This window comes from Actinomycetota bacterium (assembly GCA_030776725.1).
In the GTDB taxonomy this organism is placed as follows: domain Bacteria; phylum Actinomycetota; class Nitriliruptoria; order Nitriliruptorales; family JAHWKO01; genus JAHWKW01.
The window spans coordinates 1-18,711 of sequence record JALYHG010000089.1; the positions used below are offsets into that span (position 1 = coordinate 1).

Genomic DNA, 18,711 nt, shown 5'->3' on the forward strand with positions numbered 1-18,711 from the left:
GGCCTCGCGAGCGGGTTGGTCGTCGGCGGCCTGGCCCTCGTGATGATGCGGACGCTCATCAACATGCCGACCGACGAGACCGTCTCGACCCGTGGGCTCGAGGGCTCGCAGGGCACCGTGATCACGACCATCCCCGACGAGGGCTACGGTGAGGTGACGCTCCGCCACCACGGCGAGCAGCGCAAGTACAACGCACGGGCCGACGCACGGGTGGCGGCGGGGACACAGGTGCGCGTCGTCGCCGTCCTGTCGCCGTCGGCCGTGCTCGTCGAGCGGGCCACGCCCCCGCCCGAGTCTTGACCGGAGGCGCCATGCTCGACTTCATCCTCTCCTCGCCGCTGGTCATCGGGATCATCGGCGCCGTCACCCTCCTGATCCTCGTCGCCTACCTGATCGTCTCGCGCATCAAGGTGGCTGGGCCGAACGAGGCGTACATCATCACCGGGCGGAAGGGGTCGCCGGTCAAGAACCCCGAGACCGGCGAGATCTCGCACGACATGAGCGGCCAGAAGGTCGTGATGGGCGCGAGCGTGTTCGTGCTCCCGTTCGTGCAGCGTCTGCACGTCATGGACCTCTCGAGTCGGCGCATCTCCGTGAGCATCCGTGGAGCGGTATCGAGCCAGGGCATCAAGTGCGACCTCGACGGGGTCGCCGTCGTGAAGGTCGGCGGCAACGAGGACGCGATCCGGGCCGCGGCGCAGCGCTTCCTAACCCAGCAGACGGAGGTGGACACGTTCACGACCGAGGTCCTGGCCGGCAGCCTTCGCGCCATCGTGGGTCGCCTGACGATCGAAGAGATCATCAAGGACCGGGCGACGTTCGCGTCCGCCGTCGCTGAGGAGGCTGAGACGTCCCTCACCAACCAGGGGCTGACGCTCGACACGTTCCAGCTGCAGGACATCCAGGCCGAGGGCGAATACCTGACGGACCTCGGTCGTCCGGAGGCGGCCCGTGTCGAGCAGTCCGCCAAGATCGCCGAGGCGCGCGCCAACCAGGCCGCCGAGGAGGAGCGGCTGCGGGCCGAGGAAGCGGTCGCGATCCAAGCTCGCCAGCTCGAGCTCAAGAAGGCCGAGATCAAGGCGGAGACGGACGAGGCTCAGGCACAGGCCGGAGCCGCCGGTCCGCTGCGGGAGGCGGCCCGCAACCGTGAGGTCATCCAGGAGCAGGAGCTCGTCGCCGAACGCGAGGCGGGCTCCGCGATCGCCAGCTGGACGCCGAGGTCAGGAAGCCCGCCGACGCGGAGCGGTACCGCATCGAGCAGGAGGCCGAGGCGCGGAAGAACGCCGCCATCCTCGACGCCGAGGCCGAGAGGGCCCGGCGCGCCCGGATGGCGGAGGCGGTCGAACTGGAGGGGCGTGCCGAAGCCGAGGCCATCCTCGCGAAGGGCGAGGTGGAGGCCGAGGCACGCCGCAAGAACGCCGACGCGTTCAAGCTCTACGGCGACGCGGCGACGCTCGACCTCATCGCCGCCGTCCTGCCGGACCTCGTCCGGGCGGCGAGCGAGCCGCTCAGCGCGGTCGACCGTATGACCGTCATCTCGACCGACGGTGCGTCACAGCTCGCGAGGACGGTCTCGAGCAACGTCGAACAGGGCATCCAGATCGGATCCGACCTCACCGGCATCGATCTCCGGAACCTCCTCTCACGTCTCGGCAGCCGCGACGACGGGCCGGAGGCAGATCCGTTGCGACCGGGGACGGAGTGATCCTTTCGCCTCAGGCGACCCAGTAAGGGTCGAGGGCGCGCTGCTCGGGACGGCGGCCGGGGCCGCAGGCGAGCACCTAACCTGCGGGTTCGTCCTGGATGGCGGCGCGTTGGCGGCCCTGTCCGACCACGACCGCGCGGTGGGCGGCGATGACCCCGAGCAGGAGGGTGGCCGCACCACCCACCTCGACCGCACCGATCGGCTCGTCGAGGAGCGTTGCCCCCCAGACCATGGCGAGCACCGGCTGGAGGAGCAGAGCGACCGCGGTGATGCTCGCCGGCAGGAGATGGAGCGAGGAGGTGATGAGCAGCCAGCCCAGGACCTGGCTGCCGAACGCGTAGGCGAGCATCAAACCGTTGTCCGCCGGGGTCGCTGCCGGTCCCGCAACTCCCTGGAACAACGCGGAGACGCCGGTGAGGATCGCCGCGCCGAGGGTCGCTGAAGCGATCACCTCGAGCGACCGGGCGGCCGGCCGACGGAGTCGCGCGTGCCGCAGGACGACGAGGTAGACGGCGTAGAAGAGCCCGGCCAGCACGCCGAGCCCGACGCCGACAAGCATCGAGCCTCCCGCGGCGATGGGTTCGCCGCCCACGCCGAGGATCCACACCCCCGCCAGGACCGGGACCAGCGCGCCCCAGAAGGCGGCGTGCGGTCGTTCGTCGAAGGCGAAGATCGCGATGATGCTGACGAAGACGACCTGGACGTTGGGCAGCATCGTGCCGAGACCGGCACCGATGATCACGATGGACTTGTGCCAGGCGATGAAGTCCATGCCGAGGAACAGACCGGCGATGGCGGCGAACGGCACGATCCCGGCGCCTGGCGACCGGCGCTCCCCCGCCGATCGTCGGCGCCTCAACCAGATGAGCGCAGCGAAGATCGGCAGCGCGTAGGCATTGCGGAGGAAGGCCGACCTCGCCGGTTCGATGTCGGCTGCCCGCACCCAGACGGCGCTGAAGCTTATGAGGATCACGCCGGTCCAGGTGCGTAGGAGCGGATGGCGTGGCCATCGCACGGGGTGCTGGCCTCTCGACGCCGGCTGCACCACATCCTCGTTCACATCGCCGCCCGTGTGCTCCGCCACCCTCCCATCTCACCGTCCCGCGGGCCACGCACGCGAGCCCGACGCAGCCGCGAACCCTGACCACCGTCCACGGCGGACCGGAAACCCGTCGCGGGCGGAGACGCGGCGCAATAGCGCGACCTCGGGCATCCATCGCCGGTGCACCCGTCGTCGCTCGCGCCGTGCGGAGCGCCACGGGTGGTGGGCCGGTTACGCGGCGGTCCGGCTGCCCATCTTCGCCGGCGGCTGTTGATCGAGTCGGGTCATGCGTCGCGTGTTCCACCACAGAGCGGCCAGCAGGGCTGTGACCGCGGCGGGGAAGAACCAGCTGCGCACGGCGACGAGGAAGACGGCGAACTGGGCGCCGACGACGAGGGCGACCGCGGGGACGCAGCAGACGAAGCCGCCGAGGAACGCGGGCAGGGCGCCGAGGATCCCACCGAACGCGGTGGTCCTGCACGCGCGTGCCGTCGCGACGACATGCCAGGCGACCGCCACGTTGAGACCCACGAGCGCGCCGAGCAGCGTTCCCATCGCGATGTTCATGGGGGCGACGAGGATGGTGACGTGGTTGAGGGGATAGACGGCTGCGACTGGCTCGAAGGCGAACGGCGCGATCTGCTCGAACATGCGCGAGGTCCAGCCTGGGACGACCTGCACGCTGGGGATGTCGACGAACCTGCGCAGGTCACGCCCCGGGGAGATCCTGATGTCCTGGATCGCCAGCAGGTACAGGAGCAGGTAGACGGCGCCGGAGAGCGCCGCCGCCCACCGGTACCGCCGTTGACGAAGCGACTGCCTCACGGCCTCAACGTCACGCGACGACGTCCGTGTGCGGGAAGAACGCCACCCACGAGAACCACATCACGTCGTAGGCGACGACCCGATCGAGCGTCCGACCCGCCAGCGGCCCGTCGAGGGCCTCGCCACGTGCGTTCCAGTGAGATCGTGTGGTCGCGTCGAGGTACGTCCCGTCTCGTGAGTCGAGCGAGAGGTCCACGCGCTGGCCGTCGATCTCCGCGACGAACGCTCTTCCGGTGTCGAGGGCGGGGTCGTACAAGAAGACGACCGGCCCGCCCGGACACGACGCGGCGACGACGCGCCGGTCGCGGACCAGTGACTTCCGTACCGCGAGACGGCCGTCGCCGACCTTCGCGCCGAAGAACACCTCCTTCGCTGGGAACCGCTCGTCCTCGTACATCACCGGGAACAGGCGTCGGCTGTCGGGCTCGTAGTAGCCGCCGAGCGGGTTGTACGAGCCATACGGATCGGATCCGTAGTCGCGCAGGTAGCCGGTCTCCGTCGACAGGACGGCGGTGTCGGGGTGGACCTCGCGCCACCGTCCCCACGTGGTCCACTCCAGCGGGAACTCCTCGAGCTCGTCGCCGCGCCGCGGGCCGTCGATGGCTCGGCCGAGGATCTGCGGCCAGTTGCTGTCGTGCGTCCGGTCGTACATCAGCAGGTTCGAGTTGACGAGGTTCCCACTCGTGCCGAGCTCCTCGATGCCGGCATGGGGGCGGAAGCCAACGACCGACCCGGTCAGGGGACAGTAGGTGACCGAGATGGGCCCGCGGCTGTCGTGCTCGTTGACGATCTCGTGCCAGACGAGCACCAGCTGCGGGTAGACGCGCGGTTCGCCGTCGACGACGTGCCCGAAGACGACGTCGGCCTCGTCGAGGAAGTCCGCATCGCTTGCCGGCACGTACACCGGATCGTCTATCGGTGGGATCCCATCCGGGGGTGGACCGCCACTTTGGATGGCGGACACGAAGTCGTCGAGCTCGTGGGACCCGACCAGTGGTTCTGACCTGACCGGTTCGTCGCCCGGCAGCCCACCACCGCCCGGGGGCTCGACGGGCTCGCGGTCGACGAGACGTCGGGCGGCCAGGTACCCACCCGCGCCGACGAGGCCAGCCACGCCGATGCCCTTGAGGATCGCCCGCCTGCTCACGTGGGTTCGGTCAGGTCCCTCAGGCTGTGCAGGTGTGTCCGTCTGCGACTCCACGATCGTGTCTTCCGCCGCTACGCACGGCAACCCGCGCGCCGCCCGCCTCCTTCCAGATGCGGTGCAGGGATTCGTGCCAGGCTGTGAGCAGCGCGAACGCATCCCGTCGATCGTCTCGACCGTCAGAGTTCCTACCGCCACCTCGAGGAGGCAACTGACCGCGCGCCTCCGGGACGTCCGGGCAGCCCACAGCTACTGGTCGGGGCGTTGATCGTCACGACCAGGTCGGTTGTCACCCCCACCTTCGAGCAGCGCCCGGCGCGTGGAAGCACACGGGAGACGAACGGGTTAGACCTGTGGAGGGCTGAGCCAGTCGATCGATGAGGAGCACGCGTGGAGGACATCCTCCAACCGCGGACGGATGGCGGTGTCGTCGCGCAGGGTGCCATCATCGCGCTCGTGTTCGCCCTGGCGTTCGTCCGCCTTCGCCACGACCGTGACGGGCGCCTGCTCGCCGCCGGCCTCGCGGTGTTCACCCTCGGCCTCTTCGCGCTCCGCGCAGCCCACTGACGCACGACGTCGGGATGGGAACGCTAGACGGTGGGGGTTCTTTCGAGGACCCGACAGACGGACTGCCGTGGGGGCGCGGCCGTGTTCCCTACATGAAAGGCCATCCGACACGAGGAGCAGACGTGGGCAAGACGCGGCAGTACGACGTCGTGGTGATCGGCGGCGGGTCGACCGGAGAGAACGTCGCGTGGTACGCGCGCGAGAACGATCTGAGCGTCGCGCTCGTCGAGAGCGAACTCATCGGCGGCGAGTGCTCGTACTGGGCCTGCATGCCGTCCAAGGCGCTCCTGCGACCCGGCGAGGCGCTCGCCGCGGCACGCCGGGTCCCCGGCGCGGAGCCGGCCGTCACCGGCCAGGTCGACGTGAAGCGGACGTTGTCCAGTCGTGACTCGTTCGCCAGCAGCTGGGACGACACGTCGCAAGCCAAGTGGGTCGAGTCGGTCGGCGCGGACATCGTCCGTGGTCACGGCCGCATCGCGGGAGAGCGGAGGGTCGACGTCGAGACCCCCGACGGCGGCGCCGTGACGCTCGAGGCGTCCCGGGCGGTGGTCGTCGCGACGGGAACGTTGGCGGCCCTACCCCCGATCGACGCGATCGAGGACGTCGGCGTCTGGGACAACCGCGACATCACATCCGCTGAGGAGATCCCCTCGCGGCTGCTCGTCCTCGGCGGCGGGGTCGTGGGGGTGGAGATGGCCCAGGCGTTCCGCCGGCTCGGCTCGTCGCAGGTCACGATCGTGGAGATGACCGACCACCTGCTCCCTCCGGAGGAAGCGTTCGCCGGTCGGGAGTTGCAGGACGCGTTCGAACAGGAGGGGATCACCGTGCGCACTGAGGCGCTCGGGACCGGACTGCGACGCAACGACGACGGGCAGGTCGTTCTCACCCTGAAGAACGGCGACGAGGTCATCGGCGACGAGATCCTCGTCGCGACCGGACGCCGGGCACGCACGCAGAACATCGGGCTGGAGACCATCGGGTTGGAACCCGACGGCTTCCTGGAGGTCGACGGCCACCTGCGCGTCGCAGGCGTGGACGGCGACTGGCTGTACGCGGCCGGGGATGTGAACGGACGCGCGCTGCTCACCCACCAGGGCAAGTACCAGGCACGGGTCCTCGGCGACCTCCTCGGAGGCCGGGAAGGGCCCGAATGGCCAGGTACGGGCGCGTGGGCCGACGACCGCGCGATCCCCCGCGTGGTCTTCACCGATCCTCAGGTCGCCGCTGTGGGCCGCACCGAGCAGCAGGCTCGCGACGCGGGGCTGACGGTGCGCACCGCGGACTACGACCTCGGCCACACCGCCGGCGGAGCGCTGCGCGGCAAGGGCGTCTCGGGCACCGCGAAGATCGTCATAGATGACGACGGCGACGTCATCGTCGGCGCGACCTTCGTCGGCCCTGATGTCGGCGAGATGCTCCACGCGGCCACGATCGCGATCGTCGGCGAGGTCCCGATCACCCGACTCTGGCACGCGGTCCCCGCGTTCCCGACGGTAAGCGAGGTGTGGCTCCGCCTGCTCGAAGCCGACCGCGGGATCTCCTGATGGCACCGACGTTCTCGTACTTGCCCGAAGACGGCAGGAGCTGGTGACCTCCTCGTCCCGATGCCGCGAGGATCGCCGGCGACCCCAGCTTCTACAACGAGCGGGTCGACCGGACCTCTCCGGGGAGTGGCACGAGCGACCCGACTCCCCCTTCTCTTGAAGCAGCCTGAATGAACCACCCGCGCCGAGGGTTACCTCGGTAGAGCGGGAGGTGCGAGATGGAGTTCAACATCCTCGCGGCGTTGGTCGCGGGCTTCGTGGCGACGATTGTCATGACGCTGATGATGAAGGCATCCACGGCAGCGGGGATGACAGACATGCCCCCGATGCCGCTCGTCAGCGGCACGATGTTCAGCGGAGACCGCGACACCGCCAAGCGGATCGGGGCCTTCGTCCACTTCATCGCGATGGGCACGGTCGTCTTGGGCATCGCCTACGCCGCGCTGTTCTCCGCCTTCGGAACCGCCAGCTGGCTCGCTGGTCTCGTCATCGGGCTGGTCCACGGGGCGATGGTCGGCCTCGTCGGGATGCCGATGATGGGATCGGTCCACCCGCGCATGACGGCCACCGCCGAGCCCCGCGGGCGGACGGTCGTCGAGTCCGCCGGCGAGGTCGCGGTTGTCGCCCCGGGAGTGTTCGGGAAGAACTGGGGTGGGATAACTCCGGCCGGGATGCTCATGGGCCACGCGATCTACGGGCTCATCCTTGCTCTGGTCTACAGCGCGATCGCCTGACCACCCTTGCAGCCTCACCGCGAGAACTGCCACCCGCGGCCCCCTTGAAGCACGATGCTGTGGCGATGACGTCGGCCATGGCGATCGGTGCGTTGGGACAGACCGCCCCCGTGGCGTGGCTCCTGTTCCTCGGAGCCCTGAAGCACCTCGACCCTCGACGTGGCGCCGAGGGCCGATTCCTAAGGATTCTTCTGAGTAGAGGCTGAAAGCTACAAAGTGCGAGAGGGGGGACTTGAACCCCCACCCCCTTGCGGGGACACGGCCCTCAACCGTGCGCGTCTGCCTATTCCGCCACTCTCGCGAAGAAGGCCGGCCTGGACCGGCGGAGGGGCTAGCGTACCGGCCTCCAGGTCGACCGGCGAGCGTCTCGCCGCTCGTCGGTCGCTGGAGGAGTCAGGCGCCGAGGACGTCGACCGCGACGGCGACGAACCGGATCACCCGGCGCTCGCCAGCGTCGTCACCCCGTCGGCTGCAGCGTCACCACGGTCATGTCCACCTCGCCGAGGGGATCGAGGCGGAAGCCGCGAACCCGCTCGCCGACCACGCGTTGGTGGCGGTAGAAGTACAGCGGAGCGACCGGCATGTCCTGCAGGATGATCGTCTCGGCCTGCTGATACAACTCAGCGCGGGTGGCCGCGTCCAGTTCTCGGCGAGCGCGATCCAACAGTTCGTTCACCTCGGGGTGCTTGTAGCGGGTGAGGTTGTCGGAACCGATCCGTCCCTGGTGGAAAAGCGAGTACAGGAACGTGTCCGGCGAGGCGTACTCGGCCAACCAGCCCGACAAGAAGAAGGCGGCCTGTCCGGTACGGATCGCGTCCAGCCACTCCCCGTGCGCCAGTGTCTGCACGGTCAGTGACCCTTCTCCCAGAGTTGCGTTGACGTCGCGCGCCACCCGGGCGGCGACGTCCTCGTGGTCGGCTGCCTGCCAGATCACCAGCTCGACCGGACGGTCGGGGCCGACCTTGCCTTCCAGCAGCTCCTTGGCGCGGCCGGGATCGAAGTCACAGGCAGCGCAAGCGGCCGGCTCGTACCCGGGAATGCCCGGTGGCACCACCGACGTGGCGACGGCCCGTCCCCCGTCGACCACGTCCTCGACGATCGCACGTCGGTCGATCAGCAGCGACAGACCCTGGCGGACAGCGGGGTCGTCGAACGGCGACTTCTCGGTATCGAAGCCGTAGAAGGCGGTGATCAGCTTGATGCCGTCGACAACACCCGGCCCGGTGTAGCCGTCGCCGGAGCGGCCGAACTCTTCTGCGGCTCGCATCGTGCGGCCGCCAGGGATCGGCGCGACGTCCAAGGTGCCGTTGCGGAAATCGTCGTACCCTGCAGCTGCGGCGCCGTCACCTTCGTAGATGCGGTAGACCAGCTGGTCGATGATCGGGCGGCCGTCAGGGTGGTCCTCGTAGGCGGCGAGCCGGAGACCGCGTGACTGTCCCGGCTGCCATGGTTCGGCGAGCCGGAAGGGCCCGTTGCCGACCGGTTGCCGGCCGAACGCGTCGGCGTCGTCGACAGCGGCCGGTGGGACCGGTGCCAGCGTCGGGTGAGCCACCACGGCGGGGAAGTCCGCGAACGGCGTGGTGAGCTCGACCCGGAGCGTATGGTCGTCCACGGCCACCACGCCGGACAGCTCACCCCCGGCCTGCGCATCCTCGAACCCCATCACCGTCTCGAGGAGGTAGAACGACGGTGACGGCTCCGACGAGGTGCGGTCAACGATGCGCTGCCACCCCCGCACGAAGCTCTCCGCAGTCACCGGCGTGCCGTCGTGGAAGGCGGCGTCGGGCCGGAGGTGGAAGGTGAACACCGTGGCCGGCTGCGCCGCCTGCGGGTCGGCGGGATCGGGTGGGCCGTTCACCTCCCACGACTCCGCGGCGGCCGGCACGACCGTGAGATCGGGACCGTTGGCGGTGAGCGAGTCGAACAGCTGGTTCACGACGGCCAGGTCGTCGGCGTCCACCGCCACGCCCGGGTCGATCGACTTGGGTTGGCGCAGGTAGCTGTAGAACACCCCGCCACCGTCCTGAGCCTTCGCCGCGCCGGTCGCGGTCAGGGTCGGCGCGTTCCCCGGTCCGCCGTTCTGGTCGGTGCAAGCCACGATCGTGGCGGCCATCAGCACCAGCACGGTGAGGCGAGCAGCGGCGGGGATGTGACCCCGCCGTGGGATCGGCGAACCGGTCGGGCGACGGCCGAGGAAGGTGATCACCGTGGCGGTTGTGCTCCCGCGTGACCTAGTTGAGCTGCAGGCCGAGAAGGACGGTCGTCACCGCGAACCCGACCGCGGAGAAGACCGTCAACCGGTCGAGGTTGCGTTCAACGATCGCCGAGCCCTGCAGGCCCGAGGCCCCACCACCGAACATGTCCGACAAGCCCCCACCGGTCCCGCGGTGGAGCAGGATGAACATCACCATCAGCAGCGAGAAGATCACGTGGACCACGACGAGGGCGGCGGTGAACACGGTGCGACGCTCCTGATGGGCTCCGGAGAGTTCCGCGGGGGGCGATGCCTCCTCGCGCGGCGGGAGACTACCACCTCAACCAACCGTCTCGATCCGGCGCAGCCAGTACACAGCCACACCGCCATCGGAGGTGACGACTGGTCTGGCCCGCCAGTTGTCGAGGACACGGGCGTCCACGGCCCCGGGCCGCGTGACGACCGCGGGGGTCGCGATGAGCGTGGGCTCGGCGGGGCGGACACCGCGTAGCACGGCAGGGTGGAACTCGTGCCCGTCCGCGAACGGTCCGCTGGACGCGACCGGCGGCGGTGGCGGAGCCGGCTCGTTTCGGCGGAAGACAGCCAGAGCGGTCGCCTCGGCCGTGACCTGGCTGGCGGGCTGGGTGCGCCACGCCCACAGGACCGCAAGGGCGTCCCCGGCCACCGACTGTCCCGCCACGGCTGCGGGAAGCCACCCGGCCACGAGGATCGCCACCGCCAGCGCCGCCGCCACGGCGGCGCCCTCCAGCCCGGCACGGAGCGGCGTCTCCGGCCGAGCGTCGGCCAGGAGACGTTCGACGCGTGAGACGACCGCCGCCGGCGCAGCGAACGCGGCGCAGGCCACCGGCTGCTGGCTGTCGATCACCTTCAGCAAGCCGCTCGCGAGCGCACCCGGTCGCGCGGTCGCCGCCACGGCGACGTGGTCGGCGGCGAGCTCGCGCTCCTCCCGGAGCCGTCGGGTCACCCACCTCCCACCGGGCACGAAGAAGAACACGTCACGCATCAGGCCCACCAGGAGACCGATGAGGTTGTCGCGATGACGGACGTGGGACAACTCGTGGGCCAGCAGGCCTTCCAGTTCCTCGTCGTCGAGGGTGCGCAGCAGCCCGGCGTCGATCACGACGGTCGGTCGGCGGATACCGACCACCACCGCGCTCCCAGGGCAGCCGTCCACGATCGCGACCGCAGGGGCCGACAAACGCAGCGTCGCGGCCACCGACCGCAGGATGCGAACCACCCTCACATCACCCCGCGTCCCTCCTGAACTCGCCACGCGGTGCATGCGGCGGAAGGCCACGACCCGGCGGATCACCCGCAGCGCCACCACCGCCAACCACACCGCCGCGAGCGGCCACCCAACCGGTGCCACGCGCAGGTACGCATCGTTGACCCGGAGTGGGAGGGCGCCGTCCGCATCCGTTGCGGTCATCACGGTGGGAAGCAGTTGGTCACCCCAAGAGGTGAGCACCGCGACCAGCAACGCGGCGGCCGGGATCAGGACGGCAGCGCAACGCACCCGCGGCACCCGCAGACCGCGACGCAGGAGCAGCGCGATCGCCGCCACGGCGACGAGCGACGCCACGGTCGCGCGGACGGCGACCGACTCGGTCGGGAGGCTGATCAGAACGGCGACGTCAGACAAGTCGCCCTCAGCGTTCCTCGATCCGGCGGCGCGCCACCGCATCGCGCATCCGGGTCAGCGTCGCCTCATCCACGTCCCCGACCACCTCGGCGAGGTACGACGCCGCTGGCTCGGGATACCGGTCCACCAGCCATCCGAGCACGCTGGCGACGGTCGCCCGGGCGTAGTCCTCATGGCTGACCGCCGGGCGGTAGCGGTGAGCGAGCCCTTCGGTATCGCGGCGCAGCATCCCCTTGCTGGCCAGGCGGCTCATCGTCGTCATGACGGTGGTGTACGCAATCTTCCGCCGCGCCGACAGGTGGTCGTGCACATCCCGGACTGTCGCGTCGTCCAACTTCCAGACGACGTCCATCACGTCCTGTTCGAGCGGCCCGAGCAGCTGCTCCAGGGGCTCACTGCGCCTACCCATGGACGACCTCACCGTCTGCGCCACGCAACCTTCGCTGCCAGCGCGATCCACCTGACGTGTCAGGTCACTATACCGACAGGGGCAGCTTCACCGGCGGTGGCGGACGATCGCGGCGAAGTCATCCGACGACAGGCTCGCCGACCCCACCAGCGCCCCGTCCATGTCCGGACTGGCCATCAGTTCGCGGACGTTGCCCGGCTTCACGCTCCCGCCGTACTGGATGCGCAAGCCATCTGCCACATCGGAGCCGTACAGGTCCGCCATCGTCTCGCGGACCGCCAGGCACATGTCCTGCGCGTCCTCAGGTGACGCGGTCCGTCCGGTGCCGATGGCCCAGACCGGCTCGTAGGCCACGACCAGCGCCTCCGGATCGTCGATACCGACGCCGTCGAGGCTGCCCTGAAGCTGGCTCACGACCACCTCACGCTCCCGCCCGGCGTCGCGCTGCTCCTCGGTCTCTCCGACGCACACGATCGGGCGCATGCCGTGGCGCTGCACCGCCTTGGCCTTGCGGTTCACATCCTCGTCGGTCTCGCCGAAGATGTGGCGCCGCTCCGAGTGGCCGACGACGACGTACCGCACGTCGAGCCGGGCGAGCATCGGGGGCGCCACCTCGCCGGTGTAGGCGCCCTCCTCCTCCCAGAAGCAGTTCTGGGCACCCAGCTGGATCGGCAGGTGGTCGGCGTCGATCAGGGTCTGGATCGAGCGCAGCGCCGTGAACGGCGGGCACACCACGACGTCCTGACCTTGGTAGTCCTTCTCGTCGAGGTGGTAGGCGAGCTTCTGCACCAGCTGTATCGCTTCGAGGTGGTCCTTGTACATCTTCCAGTTACCGGCCATGATCGGGCGTCGGGCCATACGCTCGCCTTCCCTGCGTTCCGCACAGCGCAACGTCGCTGCGCACGGTTCCGAGGCTAGTTGCCGATCGTGTCGGACCCCGGTCCCGTCCGTCGGTGCTCACCCGACGAACGACGGAGCTCGGCGAAGTGGCACCGGCTGGGATGGCCGTGACCGAACCGGTCGATCAGGTCCGGTTCGTCCTCGGCGCAGATGGCCTCTGCCTTCCAGCACCGGGTCCGGAACGAGCAGCCCGACGGGAGGTCCGATGGGCTGGGCAGGTCACCCTCCAAGAGGATGCGCTCGCGGCGCTCGCGTTGGGCTGGATCGGGGATCGGAACGGCCGATAGCAGTGCCTGTGTGTACGGGTGGGTGGGACGCTCGTAGATGTCACGCTCGTCACCGAACTCGACGATCCTGCCGAGGTACATCACCGCGACCCGGTCGCAGATGTGGCGCACCACGGACAGGTCGTGGGCGATGAAGAGGTAGGCCAGACCGAACTCGTCCTGCAGATCGTCGAGCAGGTTGATCACCTGCGCCTGCACGGACACATCGAGGGCAGAGACCGGCTCGTCGCAGATGATGATGTCCGGATTGAGGGCCAGCGCACGGGCCACGCCGATGCGCTGGCGTTGGCCGCCGGAGAACTGGTGCGGGTAGCGGTTGACGTCATCGGGGTTGAGCCCCACACGGTGCAGCAGCTCCCTGGCACGGGCGGCTTGCTGGCTCTTGGCGACGACGCCGCGGTGGATCTGCCAGGGCTCCATCACGATGTCCCCGACCGTCATGCGTGGGTTCAGTGACGCGTACGGGTCCTGGAAGATGATCTGGACGCGGCGCCGGAGCGCCCGCAGCTCGCGCTTGTTCATCGCGAAGATGTCGCGGCCCTGGTAGTAGGCGTGGCCGTCGGTCGGATCCTCCAACCGCAGTAGCGTCCGCGCGACCGTCGACTTCCCACAACCGGACTCCCCGACCAGCCCCAACGTCTCGCCCCGGCGCAGCTCGAAGCTGACCCCGTTCACCGCCTTGACGTCGCCGACGTGCCGCTTGAACAGGACACCACGCTCGACCGGGAACCACTTCACGAGGTGCTCGACCTTGAGCAGGGCCTCGTCGGAACGCTGCTCGCGGAGTCCGGCAGACGCCGCCTGATCAACCGTCACGGTTGAGGATCTCCTCGTAGAAGTGACAGGCGCTCGCGCGGCCGCTGTCGACGTCGAACAGGGGTGGCCGGCGCTCCACGCACACGTCTCGCGCGTACGGGCAGCGTGGGTGGAACTCGCACCCCGGCGGGATCCTGGCGAGGTTGGGAGGCTGCCCCGGGATCGGGTCCAGCCGGCGGCCTTTGTGATCAGCGCGCGGGATCGAGCGCATCAACCCGAGCGTGTAGGGGTGCGCCGGCTGTGCGTACACGTCGTGGATGGGACCGCGCTCCATGGCCCGCCCCGCGTACATGACCACGACCTCGTCCGCGACCTCGGCGACGACTCCCAGGTCGTGCGTGATCAGGATCATGCCCATGCCGGTCTGTTCCTGGAGATCGGCTAGGAGCTGCATGATCTGGGCCTGCACCGTCACGTCGAGGGCGGTGGTCGGCTCGTCGGCGATGAGGATGTCCGGGTCGAGTGCCAACGCCATCGCGATCATCACCCGCTGGCGCATCCCACCGGAGAACTGGTGCGGGTAGTCGTCGAGCCGGCGGCGGGCGTTGGGGATGCGTACTCGGTCCATCAGCTCCGCGGCTCGGGCGCGGGCGTCCTGGCGGCGCATGCCCCGGTGGACGCGGAACATCTCCGCGATCTGGAACCCGACCGTGAAGACCGGGTTGAGCGCCGCGAGGGCGTCCTGGAAGATCATCGCGATGCGCTGCCCGCGGATGCGGCGCATCTGCCGTTCCGGCAGGCGGAGCAGGTCAACGCCACGGTAGACGACCTGACCCCCGGTCACGTACCCGGGCGGCGAGTCGATGATGCCCATCACCGCGTGGGCGGAGACCGTCTTCCCGGATCCCGACTCACCCAGGATCGCCAGCGTCTGGCTCGGATCGAGGCTGTAGCTCAAGCCGTTGACCGCCTGGACGAGGCCGTGGCGTGTGCGGAACTCGACGCCGAGGTCGCGCACCTCCAGGAGATGCTCAGCCGCATCCGACCCGCTGTGGTCGAACGCCAGTCCGTCGGTCGTCGTCGCCATCAGCGCAGCCTCGGGTCGAGGCCGTCACGGATCGCATCGCCCATCAGCACGAAGCTGAACACGGTGATGGTCAGGAGAACTCCCGGGAACAGCACCAGGTGCGGCGCGGTCAAGACGCGGTACTGCGCCGCGTGGATCATCAGCCCCCACGAGATCGCGGGCAGCTGCAGCCCGATCCCGAGGAAAGACAGGGTCGCCTCGGCAGCGATGATCAAGCCGACGCTGATGGTGGCGTATGCCATCACCGGCGCGACCGCGTTGGGGAGGATGTGCGCCACGATGATCCGGAGATCGCTGGCTCCCAGGGCGAGTGCTGCATCGACGTAGTGCGCCTCCTTCTTCTCCACCACCGACGAGCGCATCAGGCGCAGCATGGTCGGCCAGCCGAGGATCGTCAGGACGAACGCAACCACGCCCAGCCCCGGGGCGCCGGTCACCCGGTCGATCGCTCCGAACAGACGGGCCAGCGTACCGGCGACGAGGTGTCCGTCGGGGTTGCGCAGCGCGGTGATGGCCACGACGCCGCCCAGGATGACGGGGACGGCCAGCCAGACGTCGGTGATGCGCGCGACGATCGCGTCGAGCACGCCGCCGTAGTACCCGGCCAGCGAGCCGAACACCACCGCGATCGCCGCGGCGATCCCCACCACCGAGATCCCGATCACCATCGAGACCCTCGCCCCGTAGACCGTCCGGGTGTAGTAGTCGCACCCCTGCAGGTCGAAGCCGAACCAGTGCTGGGCGCTGGGCCGCTGCAGCGAGTTCACTAGGCTGCACGAGCGGGGGTCGGGGTTGCCCGGGTAGAAGGTCGTGAACAGCTGCGGGAACGCCGCCATCACCATCAAGACCGCGATCAGCCCGGCGGCGACCACGAACAGCCGGTTGTGCCGGAGCTCCGTCCAGGCGTCACGCCACAGGCTCGCAGCCCCGGCCGGGCGTCGCACCCGGTCAGCGGCTGTCCGCGCCGCCGCCGCGACCTCCACCCCTTCGTGGAAGACAGCACCGACCGGGATCCTCCCTCCGACCGTGATCTCGGCGTCGCGCGGCTGCGTCGGTCGGCGCGTCCGCGCGGGGCTGCGGACGGGGCCGTCAGCCATACCGGATCCGCGGGTCGAGGATGGCATAGAGCACGTCCACGACCAGGTTGGCGACCACGAACACCACGACGAGGAAGGTCACGATCCCCACGACCACGAAACCTTCCTGGCGGAACACCGCCTCGAACACCGCGCGCCCGAGCCCGGGGATGTTGAAGACGGTCTCGGTGACGACCGCGCCGCTCAGCAGGAACCCGAGGTCGACGCCGAGGAAGGTGACGACCGGGATCAGGGCGTTGCGCAGCGTGTGCAGGCCCACGACCCGCTGGCGGCTCAGGCCCTTGGCGATGGCCGTGCGTGCGTAGCTGGCGCGGACGTTCTCGGCCAGGCTCGTGCGCAGCAGCCGGGCGATGAACGCCAGCGAAACTGAGCCGAGCACCATCGAGGGGAGCACGTAACTGATCCAACCCTGGCGCAACCCCGCCACCGGGAAGATCCCGAACTTCACGCCGAGGAGGAGCTGTGCGAGGATGCCCAACACGAACATGGGGATCGAGATCACCGCCGTGGTCGCGACCAGCACGAGGTTGTCGACGAACCCGCTGCGGCGCAGGCCCGCGAGTACCCCCGCCGCCATCCCCAGGACCGTCTCGAAACACAGAGCCCCCAGGGCCAGACGTGCGGTGACCGGCAGCCGCTCACGCAACTGAGCGGACACCGGCCGTCCGCCGAAGTCCTCCCCGAAGTCGCCTTGCAGGATGCCGCTGAATCCACGCCCGTCGTCCTGGCGGATCACCCCGATGTACTTCGCGTACTGGACCACCAAGGGATCGTCGAGGTTGTAGCGATCGGTGAGCTGCTGGCGGACGGTCGGCGGCATCGGTCGCTCACCGGACAGTGCCCGGATCGGATCGCCGGGCATCACGAACACGAACGCGAAGATCAGGAAGGTCGCCCCGAAGAACACCGGGAGGAACTGAAGAACCCGGCGGACGAGGTAGCGACCCACGCATCCTCCTGAGCGGGACCCGGCGCGCCGGTCCCCGCATGTACCACGGGCTGCGGGGCGGCGACCATACCAGCGCCGGACTCCTACCGACACCGAGCACCGGCGCGCCCCACGACCACCGGTACCGGCCGCCGTCACGGTCGTCGCCGGGCAGTGGGACCTCATCGAGCTGCCCGACGGGTCACGGCCCCGCTGGCTGACCCAGTCCGGCCGGGCGGTGCTCGGCGCTCTAGCCGCCGAAGCCGCCCGCTCTGGCCACCTGACCATCGGCGACGACCAACGCACCATCGCCGCAGCCGATGGCGTGTCTGCCCGCACGGTCGGGCGCAGCTACCGGCGTTGGCCCGACCACGGCGTGCTCCGCCTGGACCTCGACGCCGACGGGAACATCGCCGCGGTCACGATCGAGCCGACCCCGCTCGGGCGGCTTCTGCCCAAGGGCCTACTGCCACACCAGATGTACCAGCCCTGAGTGGCTAGGAGCGCACGACGCGTGGGGGCACCGCCCATCAGGGAGCCCAGGCGTCGGTCCGTCGCTGGGATCGGCGGCACGACGGATGTGGCTCCGGCTGGAGCGGACGGAGACGGCGACAGCGGCAGAGCTGGCCCAGGCGCTGGGATGGGCGCGAGTGTACGCGCGGTGGATACTGCGCCGTCTGGAGTGCCACGGCCCATCCGTGGGCCGAGCGTGGCATAGAGGGGAGGATCGGTCAGGTGACGGCTTCGGCCGACGTCGGCCGGCCGGCCAGAGTCGCAGGCCCAGAGTCGAACTCCGGGACGACTACGCGGGTGATCTCGCTCTGCCACATCTCCTCGAGATCGCCGCCGCGTTCAATCCGCAGTTCGCCGCAGGAGCAGCCAGGCGATGACCATCGCTACTCCCACTTCCGAAGGCGAGGCCAGGCGACGTCCACCCGACCGTTCGGTGCTACCGATAGGCTGGGGTCATAACGCTTGATTTGCACACGGTGGCCGGGATCAGTTGTATACACCGCATGTGCCGCCACACAGACCGTGATCCCGAGCGACGCACCTCCCCGGCGTCAAGCATCCGGCCGGGCCAGCGGGCAGCCCGGAAGCCAGCGTCGGCGGCGGGCAGGGGCGTTTCCGGGTACCGTGTGAGGGTGTGACGCTCGTGGCGCCCAGACCGTGCGCGGCCCACGGGCCGATCGGACCAGGAGGGCACCATGACCATCGGCGGCAGCATCGCCCTCATCATCATCGGCGCCATCCTCGCCTTCGCGGTGGAGTTCGAGATCGCGGGCATCGACATCGACGTCGTCGGCTTCATCCTGATGGTCGGCGGGCTCTTGGGCCTGATCTTCGGGCTGTCCATGCTGCGCCGCACGCGGGGCCCGGTGGTCGAGGAACGCCGGATCGTCGACGACCGTGACGTCTACTGACCGCCCACCGGCCGGGGGCGCCGGGCTCAGCCGGCCAGCGGCCCCAGCACCGCCGCGGTCACCGGCTCGAACGAGCGGTGCGCGAGGTTGTCGTCGATCGGCAGGACCGCGTCGGTGCGGCCACGGGCCTGCGCTAGCATCAACGCGGGGTCGTTGACATCCGCGATCGACAGCGTCGGCAGCCTCCGCTCGACCGCCGCCCCCGCGTAACCGTGGTCGGCGAGCACCAGGTCCGGGTTCCGTCGCTGGCGCTCTAGCTCGTCCAGCATCGCCTCGGCCAACCCGCTGCGGTGTGTGTGCATCAGCTCCCCACCCGACCAGGCACAGGTCACCCCGTCGAGGAAACGGATCCCGAGCTTGCGGTCGTCCTGCTCCAGCAGGTCGCGGGTGTCGTCGAGCGGGGTC

Annotated in this window: 19 protein-coding genes, 1 tRNA gene and 1 pseudogene; 7 read left to right on the forward strand and 14 right to left on the reverse strand. The window is 69.7% G+C overall.

What is annotated here, in order from left to right; genetic code table 11:
- On the forward strand, positions 1 to 300 hold a 300-nt coding region (locus M3N57_03995), incomplete at its 5' end, for an NfeD family protein (protein ID MDP9021859.1).
- Between the two features lie 11 nt (positions 301 to 311).
- Positions 312 to 1,705 (forward strand): annotated as a pseudogene (locus M3N57_04000) (SPFH domain-containing protein).
- Between the two features lie 76 nt (positions 1,706 to 1,781).
- Here M3N57_04000 and M3N57_04005 read toward each other — a convergent pair.
- From M3N57_04005 to M3N57_04015, 3 genes are all read right to left on the reverse strand, one after another.
- Positions 1,782 to 2,789 (reverse strand): DMT family transporter, encoded by a 1,008-nt coding sequence (locus M3N57_04005; protein MDP9021860.1) that lies wholly within the window; start codon positions 2,787 to 2,789, stop codon positions 1,782 to 1,784.
- A 189-nt stretch (positions 2,790 to 2,978) separates the two neighbouring features.
- Positions 2,979 to 3,572: a hypothetical protein gene (locus tag M3N57_04010; GenBank protein MDP9021861.1), complete on the reverse strand. Its 594-nt coding sequence runs from the start codon at positions 3,570 to 3,572 to the stop codon at positions 2,979 to 2,981.
- Positions 3,573 to 3,582: 10 nt separating this feature from the next.
- Positions 3,583 to 4,719 carry a DUF3179 domain-containing protein gene (locus tag M3N57_04015; protein ID MDP9021862.1) on the reverse strand — a complete coding sequence of 379 codons (1,137 nt, stop codon included), beginning with the start codon at positions 4,717 to 4,719 and terminating at the stop codon, positions 3,583 to 3,585.
- A gap of 387 nt (positions 4,720 to 5,106) precedes the next feature.
- Here M3N57_04015 and M3N57_04020 point away from each other — a divergent pair, with 387 nt between their 5' ends.
- The 3 genes from M3N57_04020 to M3N57_04030 all read left to right on the forward strand — a co-directional run bounded on the left by M3N57_04020 (position 5,107) and on the right by M3N57_04030 (position 7,561).
- Positions 5,107 to 5,283: a hypothetical protein gene (locus M3N57_04020; protein ID MDP9021863.1), complete on the forward strand. Its 177-nt coding sequence runs from the start codon at positions 5,107 to 5,109 to the stop codon at positions 5,281 to 5,283.
- A gap of 122 nt (positions 5,284 to 5,405) precedes the next feature.
- A complete protein-coding gene (locus M3N57_04025) occupies positions 5,406 to 6,827 on the forward strand; it encodes an NAD(P)/FAD-dependent oxidoreductase (GenBank protein MDP9021864.1) in 1,422 nt (473 codons plus the stop codon).
- Between the two features lie 218 nt (positions 6,828 to 7,045).
- Complete coding sequence (locus tag M3N57_04030) at positions 7,046 to 7,561, forward strand: hypothetical protein (protein MDP9021865.1); 516 nt, start codon at positions 7,046 to 7,048, stop codon at positions 7,559 to 7,561.
- A gap of 217 nt (positions 7,562 to 7,778) precedes the next feature.
- On the opposite strand, the gene M3N57_04035 is transcribed toward M3N57_04030, so the two are convergent.
- The 10 genes from M3N57_04035 to M3N57_04080 all read right to left on the reverse strand — a co-directional run bounded on the left by M3N57_04035 (position 7,779) and on the right by M3N57_04080 (position 16,903).
- Positions 7,779 to 7,862: transfer RNA gene (locus M3N57_04035), tRNA-Leu, on the reverse strand.
- A gap of 156 nt (positions 7,863 to 8,018) precedes the next feature.
- Positions 8,019 to 9,767, reverse strand: coding sequence for an ABC transporter substrate-binding protein (locus tag M3N57_04040; protein ID MDP9021866.1), 1,749 nt, complete (start codon positions 9,765 to 9,767; stop codon positions 8,019 to 8,021).
- A gap of 25 nt (positions 9,768 to 9,792) precedes the next feature.
- Positions 9,793 to 9,972, reverse strand: a complete 180-nt coding sequence (secG, locus tag M3N57_04045) for a preprotein translocase subunit SecG (protein MDP9021867.1) — start codon at positions 9,970 to 9,972, stop codon at positions 9,793 to 9,795.
- Between the two features lie 123 nt (positions 9,973 to 10,095).
- Positions 10,096 to 11,418 carry a M56 family metallopeptidase gene (locus M3N57_04050; protein ID MDP9021868.1) on the reverse strand — a complete coding sequence of 441 codons (1,323 nt, stop codon included), beginning with the start codon at positions 11,416 to 11,418 and terminating at the stop codon, positions 10,096 to 10,098.
- Positions 11,419 to 11,425: 7 nt separating this feature from the next.
- Positions 11,426 to 11,827 (reverse strand): BlaI/MecI/CopY family transcriptional regulator, encoded by a 402-nt coding sequence (locus M3N57_04055; GenBank protein MDP9021869.1) that lies wholly within the window; start codon positions 11,825 to 11,827, stop codon positions 11,426 to 11,428.
- An 87-nt stretch (positions 11,828 to 11,914) separates the two neighbouring features.
- A complete protein-coding gene (gene tpiA, locus M3N57_04060; protein ID MDP9021870.1) occupies positions 11,915 to 12,685 on the reverse strand; it encodes a triose-phosphate isomerase in 771 nt (256 codons plus the stop codon).
- A gap of 56 nt (positions 12,686 to 12,741) precedes the next feature.
- Positions 12,742 to 13,830, reverse strand: a complete 1,089-nt coding sequence (locus M3N57_04065; GenBank protein MDP9021871.1) for a dipeptide ABC transporter ATP-binding protein — start codon at positions 13,828 to 13,830, stop codon at positions 12,742 to 12,744.
- Positions 13,820 to 14,857 (reverse strand): ABC transporter ATP-binding protein, encoded by a 1,038-nt coding sequence (locus M3N57_04070; protein MDP9021872.1) that lies wholly within the window; start codon positions 14,855 to 14,857, stop codon positions 13,820 to 13,822. The genes M3N57_04065 and M3N57_04070 overlap by 11 nt, the downstream gene beginning before the upstream one ends.
- Entirely contained in the window at positions 14,857 to 15,954 is a 1,098-nt protein-coding gene (locus tag M3N57_04075) for an ABC transporter permease (protein MDP9021873.1), read from the reverse strand. Before M3N57_04075 ends, M3N57_04070 begins: the two co-directional genes overlap by 1 nt.
- Complete coding sequence (locus M3N57_04080; protein MDP9021874.1) at positions 15,947 to 16,903, reverse strand: ABC transporter permease; 957 nt, start codon at positions 16,901 to 16,903, stop codon at positions 15,947 to 15,949. Before M3N57_04080 ends, M3N57_04075 begins: the two co-directional genes overlap by 8 nt.
- 217 nt (positions 16,904 to 17,120) lie before the next feature.
- Between M3N57_04080 and M3N57_04085 the strand changes: the two genes are divergently transcribed.
- Together M3N57_04085 and M3N57_04090 are read left to right on the forward strand one after the other, a co-directional pair.
- Positions 17,121 to 17,375, forward strand: a complete 255-nt coding sequence (locus M3N57_04085) for a hypothetical protein (GenBank protein MDP9021875.1) — start codon at positions 17,121 to 17,123, stop codon at positions 17,373 to 17,375.
- Between the two features lie 715 nt (positions 17,376 to 18,090).
- Entirely contained in the window at positions 18,091 to 18,306 is a 216-nt protein-coding gene (locus M3N57_04090; protein ID MDP9021876.1) for a DUF6458 family protein, read from the forward strand.
- 26 nt (positions 18,307 to 18,332) lie between these two features.
- Here the strand turns inward: M3N57_04090 and M3N57_04095 are convergent.
- Positions 18,333 to 18,711, reverse strand: a 379-nt coding sequence (locus tag M3N57_04095) for a phosphatase (GenBank protein MDP9021877.1), incomplete at its 5' end; no start/stop codon positions are given.